This window comes from Streptococcus caecimuris, from assembly GCF_943193075.1.
Classification (GTDB): Bacteria; Bacillota; Bacilli; order Lactobacillales; family Streptococcaceae; genus Streptococcus; species Streptococcus caecimuris.
Genome location: NZ_CALPCT010000019.1, coordinates 1 through 18,731, shown reverse-complemented (window position 1 = coordinate 18,731; position 18,731 = coordinate 1). Strand labels below are relative to the sequence as shown.

The following is an 18,731-nucleotide window of genomic DNA, read 5'->3' as shown; positions in this document are numbered from 1 at the left end:
CTTATTTCCTTTCTTGATAAGGGATCCGTATTTCTATCCGGGTCGGCTTGTGTTGATGACTGATCTCCAGCTCTCCTCCCAACAAGGCAATCCGTTCGCGAATCGAGTGCAGGTCTTTATCGGAGACTGTGGCAAAGCCGATGCCATTATCTTCTGCGACCATTTCCACACCTGTCTCGGTGGAGCGATAAGAGAGAAGAGCTTGCGCCGCTTTGGCATGTTTGATCATATTGGTAGCTAATTCCAGAGATACCATAGCCAGAGCAGATTCTAGGATCGGCGAGATGCTAGCAGTATCAAGCTCGTTTTGAATCTCCACTTTGATTTGAGCCACTTCTAGCATTTGCTTGACGGTTTCTAGCTCTCTTGCCAGGGTTCGCTGCTTCAAGTTCTCGATAATCTCTCGGACTTGGTGCATGGACTCTTGACTGATGGCTTGAATCTCTTGCACCTGCTCCTGGGCCTTCTCAATCTGACCCAATGCTAAGAATTGATCAGCTAGGTCCGCCTTGACACTGAGCATGGCAAAGGTGTGTCCTAGACTGTCATGCAGATCACGGCCAATCCGATGGCGCTCGTTTTCTGCCAGCAAAAGATTGATTTGGGCATTTTGCTTGGCATGGTCAGCTTTCAACTCTTCCATCATCCGAATCCGGATCATGCCGTAGGTCATGGCATGGGTAAAGAAGAAAATGATGATTAAAAATACCCATTCATACTCCATCGCATTCTGTCTGAAAAAGATAACTCCAAAAAGTAGGAATTGCGATAGAAAAACTGTCCAAAGATAAGGAGAGCGAAAATCGCTAATCTCAAAGTGATAGACTAACAGGTTACTGATGAAGAAATAAAACCAAAAATAGTTGGCGTTAATAAAAAGAGTATTTCCTGCTACATAGGCTAGGAGGTACAGCCAACAAATCCAGATCAGCTTCTTGTTTTCAGTAATCAAGATTCCTAGATAGGAAGCAATAAACAAGAGGGCTAAAAAGAAGTGCCAGTAGGGAACCTCACCCAATAAAATAGAGATAAATGGGAATCCCATAAAGACTAGGCTAGCGTAAAACATATAATGAATACGCTTGAGTTTTTCAATCATGCACGAACCTCAGAATGACGACGATAGATGATAACAAGGGCAAACAAGACCAGGGTAAACAAGGTTAAATAGACACTCGCAAAGACATTGATCTGCCCCTTGTTTAAAAAGGTCTTAATCAGTTCCATCAATTGATAGGTTGGAAGGCATTTGCCGATGGCTTGCATCCATTCTGGAAAGAGGCTAATGGGCATCCAAAGGCCACCCATGACAGCCAGTCCCATGTAAAGGAGATTACCTACAACAGACATCAATTGACTAGAAGGAAGCAGGGTCAAGACCAGACCGAGAGCCACAAACGCTAGGCTTCCTAGGATGAGAATAAAGGCCGACAAGACCCAATCCTGCAAGGACATATTCACATGCCGCACCACATGGCCCACGGTAAAGACAACTCCAATCGATAGGAGAAAATCGACAAAGAGACCCACAACCTTTATTAGATAATATTCTACCATAGATACGGGGCTATGGCGCAAAACTTTTTGCCAATTATTGAGTCGATCGGTTTCAAGAACGGTTGGAAAAGAAAAGATAGCCGTAGACATCATGGAAAAAGCCGTCATGGACAAAAGATAATCCCTCATAAAGTGAGCGGGTGCCCCTGGCGTGTCCTGGTACATCCCTGAAAAGAAGAGATAAAAGGCCGTGGGCATCCCAATTGATAACAAGTAATAAATAGCTTGGCGTCTAGTCAAATGCCACTCAACCACGCCGAGAGCTTTCATGCGTTTCATCTTCTCTACCTACTTCCTTTGTATTTTCAAAAATAGAATCCAATAAACTTCTATTGGTTACCTCGATCTCTTGGATCGAACATCCTTCTTCTTGCAAGCGAGTCCACAAACGATTGGCATCACGTGTCACAACCTGAAGAGCATCGGGTTTAATGATTACTTCACCAATACCTTCCATCTCTGCTACTAGAGCTTGGTAGCGCAAAGGCAAGGTGAAATGTTTTTCTACCTCTTCGCTTCTCATAGCGAGAGGTGTCGTATCCCGAAGCAAATGGCCCTGGTGTAAGACTAGGATCCGATCAGCTGTATGCTCTACTTCCTCGATGTAATGGGAAGAATAGACAATAGTCACACCCTCTTCCTTTAAATGCCCGACGATTTCCCAAAAGCGTTGGCGAGTGGATGTATCCATTCCAGCAGTTGGCTCATCCAGAAACAGAAGACTGGGACGACCAATCAAGGTCAACACAAAGGATAAAAGACGCTTTTGCCCACCAGACAGCTTACTGGCTAATTGCTTTTTTTGTTCTGGAGTAAAACGCAATAAATCATCGATGTCATTGACCGTTAAAGGGTTGGGATAAATGGAGCGAAAGAAACTGATCAGTTCCTGCACGGTTAACTTTTGAACGATGGCATTCTCTTGAGGGAGATAGGAGACACTAGCCTTTAATCGAGGATGACCAGGAGCCTTCCCCTCTACTTCAATGATTCCAGAAGTCACTTTCATATCTCCCAGAAGACAGTTCATCAAGGTTGTTTTCCCAGCTCCGTTTGGCCCGATTAAGGCCAGACAATCCCCCCGTTCAACCGCAAAAGAAAGATCTTCTAAAATGACTTTTCCTTTGATGCTTTTTTTCAAGTTCTCTACTCTAATGACGCTCATGATACTCTCCTTTCAAGCAGGCTTGGCTAGCTGGAATGATGACAAAGACGACCAAGGTCACTCCCCAAACTGTTTGGAAAAACCAGCTAGGAAAATAGGCAGAAAACCAGCCCGTCATCATCTCAGTTGCCCAAAGGAGCAAACACAAAACAGCTACCAATCCAATTTCAAACTTCTTTTTCATTGCTCCATCTCCTTTTTAACAGCCTTGATCATTTTCAATCCTTCTTGAACCGCCCAGCTCATGATGCCAATCCCAGCAAATAATTCCCAAGGAAAATGGTAATAGAGACTATCATCCTTTGAAAAGATCAAATAGACGACCATCCCCACCACTGTTAACGTAAACACTTTATAGAACCATTGTTTCATTTTTCCTTACCTCTTACTTTCTGACTATATTATAGCGAAAGAAAATAACAGCCACTAGATAATTTTGTCACTCGCTCACATGACAAAAGTCACTAAAAAAAGCCAAGTGACTTCACTCGACTTTTTCTATTCTTCTTACTGACCTTCTTCTTTCATGCCATGCAGTTTCAAGGCCTTCACCAAGGCATCTGCCTTCATGTTTTTCAAATCATTGAGACCAGCATCTTTGAAGTAAGAAATTTCTTCAAGAGACTTGGCGTCAATTTGGTTGAGGTCAATCACACTGGTTGAGAGCAATTTTTTCTCTGGGGTGACTGTGTATTCCAAACTAAAACCGGGAACGGTTTTTAGCTTCTTATAGTCTTCATTTTGCTCCAGCAAAGCTTGAATGGCTGCTGTGAGCTCTTCAGGTGACTTCTCTGCTGCGATGGTCCCAAGTTGTTGGGGCAGATCGGCCGTCACTTCGATGCGAAGGTTTTCAACCTTATCTCCCTTAGACTTGATGATATCCCGGTGTTTTGTTCCATTGATATCTCCTACTAAGGTTGTGGTTTTTTCTTCATTTTTTACTTCTTTTTTAACAGAGGAACTGCTAGATGAGCTAGCGGTTGTAGTTTTCTTCGTTTGGGATTGCGAACAACCAGTCAATACCAAAATGGCTAGCCCAAGGGTTACAAAAAATTTCTTCATTTTTATAACTCTCCTTTCACATACTGATACCAGTATAACATATCGCGTCTTTCTTGTCTAAAAACTCCACTGCTCAAACCATTTCCCCCTCATTTCAAGCTTTTCCATTTGAATAAAAATCTGATGAATGTGAGACTTTTTGCAGAAACTCCTTTTTCTCACGAATAAAGCCTCAGTGGAGGGTTCACTTCAGTCTCAATCCCTCTGAATCACGCTGATTTCATAGGGAATCTCCTCATTTTTCTATATACAAAAAAGGTTCCGAAAGGAACCTTCTGTTCAATTATTCTACACTAAACAAGTATGGGTAGACTGGTTGGCCACCTTGGTGGATTTCCACTTCTACATCCTCATACTTCTCAGCAAGGGCTTGGGCTAATTCGTTTGCCAACTCCTCACTGCCGTCTTCACCGACATAGATGGTCACAATTTCACTGTCTTCATCCAACATATGAGCGAATGTTTCTTCCAAGGTTTCCAGCATATCTGGATTTGAAACAACGATTTTGCCATCGACCATTCCAAGATTATCATTTTCATGGATTTCAAGCCCATCAATAGTGGTATCGCGAACTGCTGTCGTCACACTACCAGACACAACATCGCTCAATGAAGCGCTCATGCGTTCGTAGTTTTCTTCGATCGACTTGCTTTCATCAAAAGCAAGAAGACTAGTCAATCCTTGAGGGATGGTCTTGGTCTCAACAACTGCTGCAGGTTGATCAATCACTTCTGCTGCAGATTGAGCAGCCATCAAGATATTTTTGTTGTTTGGCAAGATAATAATGTTGCGCGCATTCAACTCTTCAACTGCTTTGACAAAGTCTTCAGTTGATGGGTTCATGGTTTGACCACCAGAGATAATGTAATCAACTCCTTGCGCTTTAAAGATATCAGCCAATCCATCACCCGCTACAACTGCGATGATGGCATATTCTTTTTCTTCAACTGGTTTGGCTTGACGTTCTTCTTTTTCAACTTGCGCTTCGTGTTGGTTACGCATGTTGTCGACTTTCACCTTGACCAAGCTTCCGTACTTAAGACCTTCTTGCATGACAAGACCTGGATCTTCTGTATGGACGTGAACTTTGACAATCTCATCGTCATTCACCACCAATAGGGAATCCCCAAGGTTGTTCAAATAGTTACGGAATTCATCATAATCGAAGTCTTTGACATAGGTTGGACCTTGTTTCAAAGCGACCATGATTTCTGTACAGTAACCAAACTTGATGTCTTCAGTAGCCACATGGCCAGCAACTGACTTGTGGTGTTCTGCATTGATCATTTCTGACATGGTTGCAGGTGTTGCTTGGAACTCTTCAGAAGCGATGAATTCACCTGTCAAAGCTGACAAGAATCCTTCATAGATGAAGACCAAACCTTGACCACCAGAGTCTACCACGCCAACTTCTTTCAAGACTGGCAACATATCTGGAGTCTTCGCAAGAGCAGTTTTAGCTCCTTCAAGAGCTGCACGCATAACTTCCACTGCATCGTTGGTAGATTCTGCTTTTTTCTTAGCCCCGATGGCTGCCCCACGAGAAACCGTCAAAATGGTTCCTTCAACCGGCTTCATAACGGCTTTATAAGCGACTTCTACCCCAGACTGGAAGGCTGCCGCAAGCGCTGCTCCATCCAATTCTTCTTTGTCTTTGACACTTTGAGAAAATCCGCGGAACAATTGAGAAGTGATGACTCCTGAGTTCCCACGCGCACCCATCAAGAGACCTTTAGCGAAGATCCCTGCTGCTTCTCCAACAGTTGATGCAGAACGGTCAGATACTTCTTTGGCCCCATTTTCGATGGTCATTCCCATATTAGTCCCTGTATCTCCATCTGGTACAGGAAAGACGTTCAAAGAGTTTACATATTCCGCTTGTTTATTTAAGCGCGTAGCCCCCGCTTGAACCATTTCTTGAAATAAACTTGTAGTAATATTAGCCACGATTATTCTCCCACAATCTTGATATTTTGAATATAGACATTCACAGTATCCGTAGTGATTCCAAGTTGATTTTCCAAACTAAATTTCACACGTTCTTGAATATTTTTTGAGACTTCGCTAATCTTTGTTCCATAGCTCAAAACAGTGTAAACATCAACTGCGATAGTTCCTGCTTCCGTTGTTTTGACAACAACACCTTTAGAGAAGTTTTCTTTCCCTAGGAGGGCTTGGAAATTATCTTTGATCGCATTTTTGCTGGCCATTCCAACCACACCGAAGATCTCAGTAGCGGCACCGCCTACAACAGTTGCGATAACCTCATCAGTCAATTCAATTTGACCGTCCTTTGTATTGATTTTTACTGTCATAATTTCTACCTCAAAAGTATTTTATATTCTATTTTACCATAAAAGAGATCAGCTGTAAAAGGGTAGGGATTATTCTTCTCCCGCTGTGACAGCTGTATCTAGAGAAAAAGAAAAGAACCTCTATGAGGTTCTATATTCTTTATTAAACGCGTTCTACTTTACCAGATTTCAATGCACGAGCTGAAGCCCAAACTTTTTTAGGTTTACCATCGATAAGGACAGTTACTTTTTGAAGGTTTGGTTTTACGGCACGTTTTGTTTGGTTCATAGCGTGTGAACGGTTGTTACCTGATACAGTCTTACGACCTGTGAAATAACATACTTTAGCCATTTCTGTGTTTCCTCCTATTAGATCTAATATAACGGATGTGCTAGCACCACATACCGTACTATATTACCAAAAAAAATCTCTCTTGGCAAGCTTTTGGCCAAAGTTTTTCATTTCCAACTTAAGAAAACGAATTCGCTCCGACATAGATAATTTCCAGATTTCCTAAGGAAACATCACCCGTAATATAGAAATCCTTGCTTGTCAGAGCACTCGGATTTTCCTGATGTTGGATCGCTGAGAGGGAATTATCCACATTTACATGGACACGCCAATCACTTGGTACATAGAGACTCAAACTTCCAAGGGAAACATCGACAACAAACTGAGCAGATGGACCCTCGATGCGGCAATTGTCAAAATAAACCGATGCTTCTCCCATACTCACATCTGCACTTCCGCGGGTAAAGTGTTGGTCATTGAGATATTTTGTCACTGTTGAAAAAGTGACATCGATGTCATTGCCATCCGACTTACTCATGGACCCAGCAGAATAGGAAGCTAGGCGGGCTTTTGTTTTCTTAGAGGGTTTAAACAAAATGTTGAGCCCAATCACAGCGAGAATTGAGGAAAGGATGACAACTGAATTTGAAACTGGGAGGAAATGGTATTGCCCATTGAGACAAAAGAGGGCTAAAAGTCCATAGATGAAGCCCCAACCAAAATGGCGTTTTAAGAAACTAGAGAGGGATAGGACTGCAAGCAAGGTAACCCAAGCTAAGGTCCAGATGCTAATGTCCCATTTTACAAAATAGCCTTGTAAAAGGATTAAAGCTGCTAAAAGGATTAAGAATACTCCAATTAATTTTTTTCTCATGATATTACCTCATTTCATTTAGTCGTTCTTTTAAGAGTTGATAGTAGCGTCTAGATACGTGAACCTGCTTATGGGTCTGGTAGAAATTGACCGTGCTGGTTCCTGAAAAAGACTTTTCCAGAGAGTAGATCTGCTTGGCGTTGACAATGGTGGATTTGGATATCCGACAAAAGGCGATGGGAAGCAGCTCCTCCAACTCATAGAGTTTCTGCTTGACCTCATAGGCCTCATCCTTGGTGTGTCCAAAAATCTTCTCCCCGTCCGTCTCAAAAAAGAGGATCGATGCTACATCCAGAAAATACTCACTTCGGTCCTTGTAGAAGGCTAAAGGAGCAACCTTTTGTTCGAGGATTCTCTCTTGCAGCTGGGTCAACTCCGGGGTCAAGCGCGGAGCTCGAATCAAGATCTCAGGCTCATCCATTGATGGATCCAATTCGATTCTAACTTTCATAAAACTCCTTTCCCAACGTTTTGATAGTACCATTATAACAGCTGTTGAAAACAAAACAAGGGCTTTTCAGTAAGTGGCACGTTTTGCCCATCAAGAGGTAGTTTTTGAGAAGTAAAGAGGCTGGGACAAAAGTCCTAGCCTCTCAATTGTCTTTGGATTGTCGAGCAAGACGCAGTGGTTGAGTGGGCTCTACTACGCTGATTTCATCAGCTTTTATAGCCCTACTCAACTGTGCGGAGGTGGGACGACGAAATCGAATTCTAACGAATGACCGATTTCTGTCCCACTCTCTTTCTTTATTTGTTGCTTTCCTTATCCGGTAAAAGAAAACTAAGACCCACACAAGCAAGGACACCCGCTGTGATCACTAAGCCATTTGAGACCGGCAAGAGATCGTAAATCGCATTTGCGATCGTCAGCGCGATCAAGGCACAGATAACACTTGCCTTATAATCTTTTTTCAAGAGATTTTCAAGAGTAAAGAAAGCAAATAAGAGAACGGGGAATAGGGGCCAGATATTCACATCGAGCTTTGGAAAACCAACCATTCCCATTGTGACAACCGCAAGAGCAGCAAGAATCAATGCAAGTCCAAGTAATTTTTTCATCATATACCTCATTTTGATTATTCGGAAGTATTTCTTCCTTTGATGATTCTATGATAGCAGAGAGCCCCATCGGCGACAAGGACTTTTGACTAAGCGGTCAAAAATGGTGCCTATGCGGTCAAAAAAAGAAACGAGACAGAACGAATATGTGACTAACATCATTCGTCGTCTCGCTCCTTCAAAGCAGTTTTTTCTATGCCGATTGCAGGGATCGAACCTGTGACCTACGCGTTACGAGTGCGTTGCTCTACCAACTGAGCTAAATCGGCGATTACCTTCTTAGTATAGCACTCTGATAGCGGATGTCAAGCACTTTTAGTTGATCTTTTTTATCAGAATCTGACATGGATTCTGCGGATCCCATAAAGATGGAAAAATCTCTAACTTTTTAAATCCAACACTACGATAAAAGACATTGGTTCGATCGTAGTTCTTATTAGAACCTTCTGCCACTGTTTTTACCTGTAAATAGTCGACTTTTTTGCAGGCTTCACTTTCCAAAGTAGCAAGCAACTGACTTCCAATCCCCCTGCCTTGATGAGCTTTTTTTACACCGAGACAATCAATCTCTGCACAATCTTCACTAGAATAGGACAAGCTTACAAAGCCAAGCAAATCATCCTCCTGATAGGTGGCCCACACTTGCAAGTCCTTGGCTCCTTCGATGTAGGCTCGCGTACTTTCTGGTATTCCAAACCATTCTGGCAAATCCCTTAAAATCTCAGCGACAACTGCCATTTTTTGATCTTCACCCTTGACTTCTTTAATTACAAACATCATAAGTTCCTTTCTTGATTTTAGTCTTACTTTACCTCTTACGAACCAGCACTTTCGTAGGCATCCAATCCCCTGTCCCAAAGTTTGAGGGAAATAACAAAGAAAACAAGGGAAATCAGAATCAAACCACCAATATTAAAGAGTCCATCCTTGTCCTGCAAGAAATAGCTGGCAGGATAGTAGGCCGTAAAGGCGAAAGGTACAATAAAGCTAATTAACCAACGAAGGAGCGAATTGTAAATAGAAATAGGATACTTGGCAAAATCATTAAACATATAGAAAATGTAAATCATGGCACCTGACTGCTTGGTCCAAAAAGCGATGCTGGCTGTAGCGATTTTTAAAGAAGTGTAAATCAAGGTCGCAAAAGGAATACAGACTAGAAAAATCAGGAATTTTGGAAGAGTCCAAGAGATGCTAGTTACTGTTGTTCCTAATAGAATGCCACCGACCAAGAGTTCACCCAAGGCATCAATCTGAAAGGTCTCAACGAGGATGTGAAAGAGAGGATTGATAGGACGAGTCAGATACTTGTCAAACTCCCCTTTTCGAACTAGTCGTTGACCTAAAGCCCAGAGATTGTCAAAAAAGAGATGATCTAGTCCCTTTGGAATTAAGGAAAATCCATAGATAAAGGCAATTTCTTGAAAAGTCCAACCTTCTAGGGAGGGAATGTGTTGAAAGATGACATTGAGAAACAAGAGGTTCAGGCCTTGAGTCAGAAAGACTCCCAACACACCAACCACAAAATCTACCTTGTATTCCATGATTTGCTTGATGTACTGTCTGATAAAAATCAGATGCATGCGTTGATATTTTTTCATACTAACCTCCCTGAATGGTGATAAATGACTGGACTCGTTTCCAAATCAACTGAGACAAGCCCACCATCACTATAAGCCAGAAAAGCTGAAGCAAAAGTGCTTGAAGAATCTGACTAGCATCGTATTTCCCAACAATAATCATGACCGGAGTGTAAATTAAGGATGAGAAAGGTAAGAAGGACAGAATATCTGAAATGACCTTTGGAAAGAAAGCCAAGGGAATCAAACTCCCAGACATAAAGGCCACTATGGAAGTCTTAAGTAGGTTGGAACCCCAAAGATTTTTAAATACAAAGGCTGAAAATCCAAAGCAGATATTAAAGAAAAAGTTAATCAGATAGGCCAGCGTTAAGCTAAAAAGATAAAGGGTAGTTAGTCCCAGCACTTCTACAATCCCTTGCCCAGATAAGATTTTCATCAAAACAATGACACTTAAAAATGGCAGTCCAACAGAGATAAAAATCAACCACTTGGAACCAAGCTCCGTAAAGAGGTAAGAAGCCGCAAAATGCACTGGTCGCAACAAGCGCATGATAATGGAACCATCCTTGACCTCATCACCAATCATAAAGGAAGAATCCGACCTAGTCAGAAGATTAGTCACAAAACTCATGATGATGTAGAGGGTGATATCCGCCATACTGAAGCCCTGAATCAAAGTCTCCTGGGAGGAATCAAAGACAGCCTTCCATAGATAAAAAGCCACAAAAGCACCCATGACATCGCCAATCCGATAAAGAATAAAGTTGACTCGATAGCTAATCAACTCCTGAATCCCTGCATTGATAAAGGGTTTATAACGTCTCCACAATTTGACCATCTTAGAGCTCCTTTCGATAGAAGCGACGGATAATATCTTCAATATCCGTATCTACCATCTTCAAATCACGGACCTCAAAATCAGATAAGGTTTGCTTGATAATATCGGCCGACTGGTAGCGGGAACTATCGAATTCAATATTGAGAGTATTTCCTTGTCTATCAATGGACATATCAGGCAAACCCTCATAATGAGAGACTAGATGATTTTGACCTGGCGTCAGGTCAAAGGAGAGAGTCTTCATCTTTCCAAAGGTCTCCTTGAGCTGGCTCACCGTTCCATCAAAAATCTCTTGCCCCTTATCAATCATAAAAATCCGATCACAGAGTTGCTCAATATCACTCAAATCATGAGTAGTCAAGAGAATAGTTGTCTCTTCCTCCTGATTAATCTGGGTAATGGCCCGACGAATGTTGTCCTTGACCGACACATCCAAACCAATAGTCGGTTCATCTAAAAAGAGAACTTTGGGATTGTGAAGCAAGGAAGCCGCAATATCCGCCCGCATCCGTTGACCTAGTGAAAGAGTCCGCACAGGATCCTTGATAAATTCCTTCAAATCCAAAACTTCATTCAAAAAGTCCATGCGCTTTTGGAAAAGCGAGTCCGGTACATCATAGATCTCTTTCAAAACCGTGTAGGTCTCTTGCAAAGCCAAATCCCACCATAGCTGGGTGCGTTGTCCGAAAACGACTCCAATATCCTTGACATAATCTTGGCGATTATCCTGGGGAATCTTGCCGTTAATCCGACAAAAGCCAGATGTGGGCTTCAAAATTCCTGTCAGCATTTTGATGGTGGTTGACTTCCCAGCACCATTTGCCCCGATAAATCCTAAAATCTGCCCTTTTGGAACTTCAAAAGTTAAATCCTTGACCGCTTCAAAGGTCTGCTTTTCAGGATGAATAAAGGAGCGCAAGGCTCCCTTTAACCCCGGCTCCTTAACTGTCTTCACAAAATTTTTCCGAAGATGTTGCACTTCTATCATTGCCATATCTATCTCCCTATCGTAAGAAGCAACATTGTATTTTTGACCACAAATATTCTAAATCCTTACTTTCTACACTTTCTAAATATTATTACAGAAGGCTTTATACCAACCTATTATAATCTAATAAAAAAAGGAATGCAAGCGTTTGCTTGTTGATTATAAAATTAGAGATTTCTCTCTTAAAATGAAACTTTTAATCAAAAATTCTGTTAAATAGTTTCCTTAAGACACCAAAAAACCTGCCCTTAGGGGCAGGTTTTTTGTTAAGAAAAAGAATTTTTTTAATCGAGAAAATTAACGATTCTACTGTTAATCCTTCAGCATTTAATTATTATCATCAGTCTCAATGGATTTTTAAGCCCTCAATTATTCTCTAAAAATTCTTTAATGCGAGAAACAATAGCATCGCTTTGATAATGATAGAGGTCGTGAGGCGCATCCATATAGACGACTTGAACATTAGACTGGTCGCTTGCAAATCTCTCTGCATAACGTTGCCACTCAGATTGGCTAAAGCTAGTACCATCACCATTAGAAACCATTAGTAAGGCTGGAATTTTCGGATTAATGCTAGATGGAACTTTCTTGGCATTTTCCTTTGCCAAACGGGATTCATGAAGCATGGCTTGTGACATCAACTGCTTATATGCTAGTAATTTATATTGTTGTCGTTCAGTTTCAGTCAGAGTTGGATTTTTTATATAAAAGGACTCAGGGAAATAGCGTAATAAGCCAATCTTACTGCTCCAATAAGCCACAGTAAGCAAGGCCTGATTATCCTTTAAATCTTCATAACTCGCTGGCAAGGCCCAATCCAGGCCAATCAAAGCCTTCACTTCATTCGGATATTTCTCTTGCCAAGCCAGGCTCTCAAGACTAGCCATTGAATGAGACAAAATGATAAAAGGACCTATTACATTTGCTTGTGATAGAGCTTGACGTGTCTCAAACAAAACTTCCATCACATCTCTGGATTGGTTACTATCCTCGCTATAACCATAGCCAGCCCGCTCTACGATGACTACTTTGTATTTTTTGGATAGGGAATCTGTTAGATTCTTAAAGTCTAATATAGGTGAAGCAATACCTGCACCTGAAAGAAATACTATCGTTTCAGATCCTTCACCTTTAATGTATACATTCATTTGATGTCCATTGACTACAACCTTCTTACCTATAGGCATGAGAAGCTTACTTTCTTTTTGCAAACTAAGTTGGTGAAAACCAAATGTACCTCCTAGAAAAAGGATAAGAACAACAAAAATGATCCAGCTAAACTGTTTGAATTTTTTCATAGTGTTATTGTACAAGCTTTAGAGTGTTTTAGCAATACGAATGAGATATTTTTATTGCAATAATAAAAGAGATAAATAATAACCTCCAACTCTACAAAAAGGCTTATCCTTACGGATAAACCTCTAGTTCGTATTGCATTACCTATTTTAATTCAGTGAAAATTAATCTAGCATCATCACTCGATACATTATCATCAGTATTATATAAATTGATCGAGACAATTTCTCCCTCTTCTAGTTTCACAGCAACATCTAGATTGCTAGGATCTAACGTTTGGTTTTTAGATGTTTTTGTTAACATATTATATATAGAGAGCGACCAGCCCAAATTTTGAAGCTCTGAATTCATATTAATATTAGTACTTAACCTATATGTACCAGCTTTAACATCGCGACCTACAACATATTCTCCAATTCCCAACTCATTACTCATTTGTACTTTTTCTGGTACTGCATTGAATTTAATCTTGGAAATATTACTAAAATTTAATTTATCTCCTTCAAATAAAACCATTCTTATTTTTGAAGGAGAATCTGTAGATGTTCCTTGAGCTCCTGCTACCCAATTAATAAAAGGCGAAGAAAAATCCTTCCTGTCTCCAAAAATATTGCCACTTCCTCCTGTAATTTCCAAGTCATAAATTCCAGGTTTTACATCTCCGCTCTCGCCTACCACAACATCTCCTGTGACATAGATTTCCTCAGTAGATTTCGATAACTTCGCAAACTTATTCATCTTAACTACAAATGAGTTCTTATCATTAAGATCTTCTTCCGTTGTAGATTTATTAGAGTTTGAAGGAGACTTAGTCTTTACTACAGGATTCTTATCAGAAGAAGCCGTTGTTTTAGACTCATTATTTGTACGACAAGCTGTTAGTAATGAACCAGCTATTAAAACTGTTAATAATAATTTAGTGTTTTTCATTTTACACTCCCTTTTCTATCCCTGAAACTTCAATTTTATTTTATCACAACCTAGTACTAAAAGCAAAAAATTAATTGGATTCATCGAATTAATTTAGTATAAAAGAAACTAATAGTTTGTATAACAGATTTTTATAGAATATAATGATTGCTATGAATTGTATCGACTATAGATATAAATGTAAATAAAAGATAATTCATCTCGATATGTAACCTGTCTTTATTGCATATTCTATTAATAGGTATTCAATCCTAGACCTACTAGAGGAAGTCGTTTGACAGATTTCTATCTTCATATCATATAAAAAAACAAGATCCACATGGGACCTTGCTTTCCTGTTTTTTATTAAGCTTTGCCTTCTGAACCGAATACGTCGATACGTTCTTCAACAGCTGCTGTAATTGCTTCGAAACCTGGTTTCAAGAATTTACGTGGGTCGAAGAGTTTCTTCTTGTCGTATTCTGCTTCGTTTGCATCGTATTCACGTACGAATTGACGAGTAGCATTTGCAAATGCGATTTGGCATTCAGTGTTCACGTTAACTTTCGCAACACCAAGTTTGATCGCTGCTTGGATTTGATCATCAGGGATACCTGATCCACCGTGCAATACGATTGGGAATCCTGGAACAGCTTCAGTCAATTTTTGCAAGTGGTCAAGGTGAAGACCTTTCCAGTTTGCTGGGTAAGGACCGTGGATGTTACCGATACCTGCAGCCAAGAAGTCGATTCCTGTAGCAACCATTGCTTTAGCATCTTCGATTGGTGCCAATTCACCGTCACCGATGATACCGTCTTCTTCACCACCGATAGTACCAACTTCAGCTTCTACTGAGATACCTTTAGCATGAGCTTTTTCAACGACATCTTTCGCCAATTTAAGATTTTCTTCAACTGGAAGGTGTGAACCGTCAAACATGATTGAAGTGTAACCAGCTTCGATACATTCAAGAGCATCGTCGTAGTGACCATGGTCAAGGTGAATAGCAACTGGTACAGTGATACCCATTGATTCTACAAGGTTTTCAATAAGGGCTTTACATACTTTGTAACCACCCATGTATTTAGCAGCACCCATAGAAGTTTGGATAAGTACTGGAGCTTTCTTAGCTTCTGCTGCACGCAAGATAGCTTGAGTCCACTCAAGGTTGTTTGTGTTAAATCCACCAACTGCATAACCATTGTCACGAGCTGCTTGGACAAATTTTTCTGCTGAAACGATTGCCATTAGTCATAGGCCTCCTATATATTTTTGTGGGGCTAATCCCACTTACATTGTTTATTTTATCACTTTTTAGATGAAATTGCTAGTTTTTCCTGTAGCTTTAAGCGATTTCTTCCGATAAATAGGACGGAATCTCCTATCTCCTAAGACTCTCATCCTAGCAAACAAGTAAAAGAAGGGGACTTACACCCCCTTCAATTCTCTTCTTTAAATTTTTTTAGTGAAAGGAGAAAGGCAATCCCGCAAATCACAAGGGATACCGCTGCAACCCATTGAGAATAGAAATAAGCAGCAAATAACTGACTGTCGGTAAATATTTTTCCAAGAAGTCCGTTTAGCACTCCCTCAAGAAAGGGAATATTCTCACACACTGCAAGGATTGACGCAAGAAAGAGTATACTGCCTGCTATCAGAAAAAGATGAAGAATCCATTTTTTGATTCTTTTTTCATCTCTGAGCAGATACTTAGAAGCAATCGCCACTAAAAAAATGAAAACATTCCATATGTTTAAGGCGATAAAATATCTAAAAGTATCCTTGTATGCGCCTATCCCCATCGCTAAAATCAGGATAGGACTGAAAAAATTAATGGCACTTCCCAATAGTGCAAAAAGGCCATCGGCCAATACCAGATCCTTTTTCTTCATGTTCTCACCTCATCTCACACCTATTCTACCACAAAGAAATTTGAAAACAAAAAAAGATAGCCGAAGCTATCTTGATCCGATGCGGAGAGAGGGACTTGAACCCTCACGACCTAAAGCGGTCACAGGATCCTTAGTCCTGCGCGTCTGCCAATTCCGCCATCCCCGCGATTGAGTACTTTACTAGTATATCAATCAACGACTTTTTTGTCAAGATTTTTTTCAAACTTTTTTCAGAGTTTGTCATTTTTTCACAAAAAGGGAGCAGGTCCTTCGACCTGCTCCCTTGATTTTTATTTGCTATCGTGGTTTTCAACTGCCGCTGTGATAAAGGCTGTGTAAAGTCCTTCTGGGCGGTTTGGACGGCTTGACAATTCTGGGTGGTATTGGCAAGCAACAAAGAATTTGTTTTCTGGGATTTCAACGATTTCGACCAAACGGTTGTCTGGTGAAACGCCTGAGAAGACAAATCCTGCTTCTTCGAACTGTTCACGGAAAGCATTGTTAAACTCATAACGGTGACGGTGGCGACGTTGTACCACTTCTTGATTATCATAGGCAGCGGCTGCTTTTGATCCTCGTTTGAGTTTAGATGGGTAAAGACCGAGACGGAGCGTTCCTCCCATGTCTTCCACATCAATTTGGTCCCGCATGATATCGATAATTGGATACTTGGTTTCTGGATCCAATTCGGATGAATTGGCCCCTTCCAAGCCTAAAACGTGACGGGCAAATTCGATACAGGTTAACTGCATACCCAAGCAGACACCCAACATTGGGACGTCTTGTTCACGCGCATACTTGATGGCTTGAATTTTTCCTTCTGTCCCCCGTTGACCAAAACCACCTGGGACGATGATCCCATCCGCATCTCCAAGGAGTTCTGCCACATTTTCAGCTGTCACATCATTGGCATTGACCCAATTAATCTTGACCTCTGCATCATTGGCATACCCTGAGTGCTTCAAGGCCTCAACGACAGAAATGTAGGCATCTTGCAATTCTACGTATTTTCCAACCAAGGAAATCTTGACCTGCTTCTTGAGGTTCATGACCTTGTCGACCATCGCAGACCATTCTGTCATATCTGCTGCAGGAACATCCAATTTCAAATGGTCACAAACGATTTGGTCCATATTTTGTGCTTGCAAGTTCAATGGGATTTGGTACAAATGTTCCACATCAAGTGACTCGATGACAGCTTCTGGTGCCACATCACAGAATTGAGCCAACTTGTTCTTAATTCCTTGACCAGCTGGTTTTTCTGTACGGATGACCAACATATTTGGTTGAATTCCAAGACCACGCAATTCTTTCACAGAGTGTTGGGTCGGCTTGGTTTTCATTTCTCCCGCAGCCTTCAAGTAAGGTAGAAGAGTGGTGTGGATGTACATAACGTTTTCAGCACCAACATCTGCCTTCATTTGACGAAGAGCTTCAAGGAAAGGAAGGGACTCAATGTCTCCAACTGTTCCCCCGACTTCTGTGATGATGACATCTGAATCCGTCGTCGTCGCTGCTCGTTTGATCTTTTCTTTCAAGGCATCTGTAATATGAGGAATCACCTGTACAGTCGCGCCCAAGTATTCTCCACGACGTTCCTTGCGAAGGACTTCGCTATAAATTTTCCCTGTTGTCACATTTGAGTACTTATTCAGATTGATATCAATGAAGCGTTCATAGTGACCAAGGTCCAAGTCTGTCTCTGCGCCATCGTCTGTGACAAATACTTCCCCGTGTTGGTAAGGACTCATCGTCCCTGGGTCAATATTGATATAAGGGTCAAATTTTTGGATCGTCACTTTCAATCCACGATTTTTGAGCAAGCGACCAAGACTTGCTGCGACAATCCCTTTCCCGATGGATGATACGACACCACCCGTGACAAAAATATATTTTGTTGACATGTGCTTTCCTCTTCTTCTATTGTTGTAGAGGCCATTCCTCTTTGCAGAAAAAACAAAAATAGCTCCCTAATCCTTAGGGAGCTCCGACCTCAAAATGAGGTGCCCGAACAATATCTTACCGCAAATGGATTACTTTGTCAAATTGAAAATTTCATGAAAATGATTTTCGCTGTTTACACGACCTTTTCCACTCCATTTTGTGTGACGAGAAATTTCTCAAATTGAAGCTGAGGCATGCAAAGAGCAAGGTCCTTGTGGATTCGTTCTAGCGCTTCTAAACGCATCTCGACTGACGTCTCGGTATTTCCTTGGATGACAAAGAGGGCGTTTTGCGTAGTCTCCTCAAATTTGTAATGGTCACTATCGCGTACATCCAACCAAGCCAGAACTCCTTTTTGATCCCGGTAGACAGGATCTGTCGGTGCGACATGTTTTTCACTAGAAAGGATAGGGAGAAAGAGATCGTCTCTTTGACTCACTGTAAATTCAATCGGTCCCTCAATCTTATCTAGGTCATGTCCTCCGATCGCGAGAAAAGACTTCAGCGATTCGACATTATAGATATCGATGATGCTATTGATCTGAGGAAGAGCTCCTCGATGCTGGATGTTTCGGATAAGAGCTAGGACTGTTGGTGGATTTTTCTTGATGCTACGCCCTACTTTTTGCAAAAGGTCTGTATACCCTTTAATGACAGGAGATGCCCCTACTTCTTCTGTCTGACACTGGAGCGCCCATTGTTCAAGCTCTTTCTTCTTTTCAAGAAAAGAAGGGAGCAAAACTGCTTGAGGATCCACATTTCTAGCAATTCCGACCACAACTGTATCAATACCAAGAGCTACTAAACTTTGATCTAAACGAAAGTCCATCTGGAACACCTCCTATTGGGAAACCTTACACGTTTATCATACGACATTTCATCACTTTTTTCAATGCAAACAAAAAGAGAGTGGGACAGAAATCGGTAATTCGTTAGAATTCGATTTCGTCGTCCCACCTCCGCACAGTTGAGTAGGG

22 protein-coding genes and 2 tRNA genes are annotated in these 18,731 nt (G+C 41.2%); all 24 read right to left on the bottom strand.

All coding sequences use genetic code 11. The features are described 5' to 3' along the window. Position 1 precedes the first annotated feature (1 nt). The 24 genes from NFR56_RS07980 to NFR56_RS07865 all read right to left on the bottom strand — a co-directional run bounded on the left by NFR56_RS07980 (position 2) and on the right by NFR56_RS07865 (position 18,583). Positions 2-1,099, bottom strand: a complete 1,098-nt coding sequence (locus NFR56_RS07980; protein WP_118095853.1) for a sensor histidine kinase — start codon at positions 1,097-1,099, stop codon at positions 2-4. Beyond that, complete coding sequence (locus NFR56_RS07975; protein ID WP_118095854.1) at positions 1,096-1,836, bottom strand: ABC transporter permease; 741 nt, start codon at positions 1,834-1,836, stop codon at positions 1,096-1,098. The genes NFR56_RS07980 and NFR56_RS07975 overlap by 4 nt, the downstream gene beginning before the upstream one ends. Beyond that, positions 1,805-2,722, bottom strand: a complete 918-nt coding sequence (locus tag NFR56_RS07970) for an ABC transporter ATP-binding protein (protein WP_118095855.1) — start codon at positions 2,720-2,722, stop codon at positions 1,805-1,807. The genes NFR56_RS07975 and NFR56_RS07970 overlap by 32 nt, the downstream gene beginning before the upstream one ends. Continuing rightward, positions 2,709-2,906 carry a hypothetical protein gene (locus NFR56_RS07965; protein ID WP_118095856.1) on the bottom strand — a complete coding sequence of 66 codons (198 nt, stop codon included), beginning with the start codon at positions 2,904-2,906 and terminating at the stop codon, positions 2,709-2,711. Before NFR56_RS07965 ends, NFR56_RS07970 begins: the two co-directional genes overlap by 14 nt. Then, a complete protein-coding gene (locus tag NFR56_RS07960) occupies positions 2,903-3,094 on the bottom strand; it encodes a hypothetical protein (protein ID WP_014712940.1) in 192 nt (63 codons plus the stop codon). Before NFR56_RS07960 ends, NFR56_RS07965 begins: the two co-directional genes overlap by 4 nt. Before the next feature lie 135 nt (positions 3,095-3,229). After that, positions 3,230-3,784 carry an SP0191 family lipoprotein gene (locus NFR56_RS07955; RefSeq protein ID WP_023919327.1) on the bottom strand — a complete coding sequence of 185 codons (555 nt, stop codon included), beginning with the start codon at positions 3,782-3,784 and terminating at the stop codon, positions 3,230-3,232. Between the two features lie 283 nt (positions 3,785-4,067). Continuing rightward, positions 4,068-5,732, bottom strand: a complete 1,665-nt coding sequence (locus tag NFR56_RS07950; protein WP_251458530.1) for a DAK2 domain-containing protein — start codon at positions 5,730-5,732, stop codon at positions 4,068-4,070. Between the two features lie 2 nt (positions 5,733-5,734). After that, positions 5,735-6,100: an Asp23/Gls24 family envelope stress response protein gene (locus NFR56_RS07945; RefSeq protein ID WP_003004393.1), complete on the bottom strand. Its 366-nt coding sequence runs from the start codon at positions 6,098-6,100 to the stop codon at positions 5,735-5,737. Positions 6,101-6,242: 142 nt separating this feature from the next. Then, positions 6,243-6,431, bottom strand: a complete 189-nt coding sequence (rpmB, locus tag NFR56_RS07940; protein ID WP_001140948.1) for a 50S ribosomal protein L28 — start codon at positions 6,429-6,431, stop codon at positions 6,243-6,245. Between the two features lie 118 nt (positions 6,432-6,549). Further along, positions 6,550-7,245: a LiaF transmembrane domain-containing protein gene (locus NFR56_RS07935; RefSeq protein WP_013904689.1), complete on the bottom strand. Its 696-nt coding sequence runs from the start codon at positions 7,243-7,245 to the stop codon at positions 6,550-6,552. A gap of 4 nt (positions 7,246-7,249) precedes the next feature. Continuing rightward, positions 7,250-7,696: a LytTR family DNA-binding domain-containing protein gene (locus NFR56_RS07930; protein WP_003004160.1), complete on the bottom strand. Its 447-nt coding sequence runs from the start codon at positions 7,694-7,696 to the stop codon at positions 7,250-7,252. Between the two features lie 296 nt (positions 7,697-7,992). After that, positions 7,993-8,304, bottom strand: a complete 312-nt coding sequence (locus NFR56_RS07925; protein WP_251458542.1) for a LiaF transmembrane domain-containing protein — start codon at positions 8,302-8,304, stop codon at positions 7,993-7,995. A gap of 196 nt (positions 8,305-8,500) precedes the next feature. Next, a tRNA-Thr gene (locus tag NFR56_RS07920) sits at positions 8,501-8,573 on the bottom strand. Between the two features lie 46 nt (positions 8,574-8,619). After that, positions 8,620-9,081: a GNAT family N-acetyltransferase gene (locus tag NFR56_RS07915; RefSeq protein ID WP_251458539.1), complete on the bottom strand. Its 462-nt coding sequence runs from the start codon at positions 9,079-9,081 to the stop codon at positions 8,620-8,622. A gap of 38 nt (positions 9,082-9,119) precedes the next feature. Continuing rightward, the gene (locus NFR56_RS07910) at positions 9,120-9,905 is read right to left on the bottom strand and encodes an ABC transporter permease (protein ID WP_023919332.1); all 786 of its coding nucleotides are present in this window, start codon (positions 9,903-9,905) and stop codon (positions 9,120-9,122) included. Position 9,906: 1 nt separating this feature from the next. Next, positions 9,907-10,725, bottom strand: a complete 819-nt coding sequence (locus tag NFR56_RS07905) for an ABC transporter permease (RefSeq protein ID WP_049490444.1) — start codon at positions 10,723-10,725, stop codon at positions 9,907-9,909. A 1-nt stretch (position 10,726) separates the two neighbouring features. Beyond that, positions 10,727-11,719: an ABC transporter ATP-binding protein gene (locus NFR56_RS07900; RefSeq protein ID WP_195623693.1), complete on the bottom strand. Its 993-nt coding sequence runs from the start codon at positions 11,717-11,719 to the stop codon at positions 10,727-10,729. Positions 11,720-12,078: 359 nt separating this feature from the next. Further along, the gene (locus tag NFR56_RS07895; protein ID WP_201090165.1) at positions 12,079-13,011 is read right to left on the bottom strand and encodes an alpha/beta fold hydrolase; all 933 of its coding nucleotides are present in this window, start codon (positions 13,009-13,011) and stop codon (positions 12,079-12,081) included. Positions 13,012-13,153: 142 nt separating this feature from the next. After that, positions 13,154-13,939 carry a hypothetical protein gene (locus tag NFR56_RS07890; protein WP_065426829.1) on the bottom strand — a complete coding sequence of 262 codons (786 nt, stop codon included), beginning with the start codon at positions 13,937-13,939 and terminating at the stop codon, positions 13,154-13,156. A gap of 345 nt (positions 13,940-14,284) precedes the next feature. Then, the gene (locus tag NFR56_RS07885) at positions 14,285-15,166 is read right to left on the bottom strand and encodes a class II fructose-bisphosphate aldolase (RefSeq protein WP_003004573.1); all 882 of its coding nucleotides are present in this window, start codon (positions 15,164-15,166) and stop codon (positions 14,285-14,287) included. A gap of 191 nt (positions 15,167-15,357) precedes the next feature. Then, positions 15,358-15,810: a hypothetical protein gene (locus NFR56_RS07880; RefSeq protein ID WP_251458527.1), complete on the bottom strand. Its 453-nt coding sequence runs from the start codon at positions 15,808-15,810 to the stop codon at positions 15,358-15,360. An 80-nt stretch (positions 15,811-15,890) separates the two neighbouring features. Next, a tRNA-Leu gene (locus NFR56_RS07875) sits at positions 15,891-15,976 on the bottom strand. A 124-nt stretch (positions 15,977-16,100) separates the two neighbouring features. Then, the gene (locus NFR56_RS07870; protein WP_003004055.1) at positions 16,101-17,714 is read right to left on the bottom strand and encodes a CTP synthase; all 1,614 of its coding nucleotides are present in this window, start codon (positions 17,712-17,714) and stop codon (positions 16,101-16,103) included. A 173-nt stretch (positions 17,715-17,887) separates the two neighbouring features. Then, positions 17,888-18,583, bottom strand: coding sequence for a B3/B4 domain-containing protein (locus tag NFR56_RS07865; protein WP_070674888.1), 696 nt, complete (start codon positions 18,581-18,583; stop codon positions 17,888-17,890). Positions 18,584-18,731 lie beyond the last annotated feature (148 nt).